General features: G+C 63.4%; 2 protein-coding genes. Both read left to right on the top strand.

The window, feature by feature from the left end; translation table 11 throughout:
* Positions 1-210, top strand: a 210-nt coding sequence (locus tag P3T16_RS34775) for a hypothetical protein (RefSeq protein ID WP_429345658.1), incomplete at its 5' end; no start/stop codon positions are given.
* A gap of 43 nt (positions 211-253) precedes the next feature.
* Positions 254-1,738: lytic transglycosylase domain-containing protein (locus tag P3T16_RS34770; RefSeq protein WP_429345657.1), on the top strand; the 1,485-nt coding region annotated here is incomplete at its 3' end.

The following is a 1,738-nucleotide window of genomic DNA, read 5'->3' as shown; positions in this document are numbered from 1 at the left end:
AACCACCCAGAAGCGAGCATCCCGGCCAGAACGACCAACGCCGCGTTCAAGACCTTCTGGATCGCATTGCCGAATCCAGCTCCCGGCCCACGCTACGAAACAGCGGACACGCAAGCGCCGATGTGGCCCAGGCATCCGGCCCGCAAAGAGCTGAATTGCGGGTTGAGTCCTGTGCTTTTCGAAGCTTCGCTTCGCCGGGTAGCGGCCTAAGCTTTGGTTCAATGTTCTGCACTGAAACAACGAGAAAACAGCGATGTCCACACGACTTCACCGGGTGTCTCGCACGGTCGGCCTTGCCCTTGCCGCCGTGACATTGGTCATGTCTGGCACGGTGCTAGCCAGACATCCCACCCCGTTCACGTCGTTATCCGCCAACGATCAGATTTTCATCAAGTTGCATGACGCTGCACGCGACAACGATCCCGCGCGCGCAGCGCACCTGGCAAGCTTGATTCCGAATTATCCGGCGCCGGCTTATCTCAGCTATTTCCAGATCAAGCCGCGTCTGTTCAACGGCGCGGGGCATGCGAATCTCGACGCGCCGGACGCACCGGTGCTGTCATTTCTGCAACGCTACGACGGACAGGCGATTGCCGACCGTCTGCGCAACGACTACCTTCGCGTGCTCGGGGCGCGCCACGACTGGCACGATTTCGATTCGCAATATTCAAAGTTCGTCCTGGACGACGACACGCAGGTGAAGTGCTATGCGCTCGAGTCCCGTGCCACGCGAGGCGAAAATGTGGCCGACGCGGCGCGGGCGCTGCTCGTCGAGCCGAACTGGTACGGTGACGGCTGCGTCGATCTGATCACCGCGCTCGACCGTAATCAGCAGTTCACTCCGGACGATGGGTGGCAGCTGATTCGCCAGGCCTATGAACAGGGCGCGAGGACGACGGGCGGCAGACTGGTCGATGCGCTGGGCGCGGCGCGCCCGGATCAGCTGCTCCTCGAGCAGGCGACGAACCAGCCACGCCTGTTGCTCGCGAAAGGCATCCAGCTGGACGCAGCGTCCCATCAACTCGCGCTGCTCGCCATCACACAGTTGGCGGTCGGCGATCCGGAGGCCGCCGAGGCCACCTTCACCGTAATCGCACCGTCGCTCACCCTGGCAGAACGGGCTATCGGTTGGGGCACGATCGCCTATCAGGCGGTGCTCAGGCAGCTACCGGGCGCGGTGAACTGGTACCGCCTGTCGGCGAACGCGCCCCTGTCGAGTCAGGCCTACGAGTGGCGCACGCGCAGCGCGCTGCTGGCCGGGGATTGGACAATGGTGCGCTGGTCGATCGAGCAGATGCCGGCCGCGCTGCGCGCACAGCCAGCATGGGTCTACTGGTACGCGCGCGCGTTGAAGCAGAGCAGCGAGGTGGCGGCAGCCGACCAGGAATTCCGAACGATCGCGGGTAACTACACCTTCTATGGCCAGTTGGCCTCCGAGGCGCTCGGCCGGCAGATCGTGATCCCGCCGCAGACCAAGGTGACCGACGAAGAAGTTGAGCGGGCTGGCCGGACACCAGGCTTCGAGCTGGCAGAACGCTTTTACGCGCTGCACCTGCGTACGGAAGGCAACCGTGAGTGGAACTGGCAGCTGCGCGGCATGACTGACCGACAACTGCTCGCAGTCGCCGAGTACGCGCGTCGCATCGAGCTTTATGACCGGGCTGTGAGCACTGCCGACAGGACGCAGACGGAACATGATTTTTCGCTGCGCTACCTGGCGCCATTCCGCACGATTGTC

This window comes from Paraburkholderia sp. GAS42 (assembly GCF_050436565.1).
Taxonomy (GTDB): Bacteria; Pseudomonadota; Gammaproteobacteria; order Burkholderiales; family Burkholderiaceae; genus Paraburkholderia.
The sequence above is the reverse complement of the archived record's forward strand: the minus strand, read 5'-3'. Positions and strand labels throughout refer to the sequence as shown.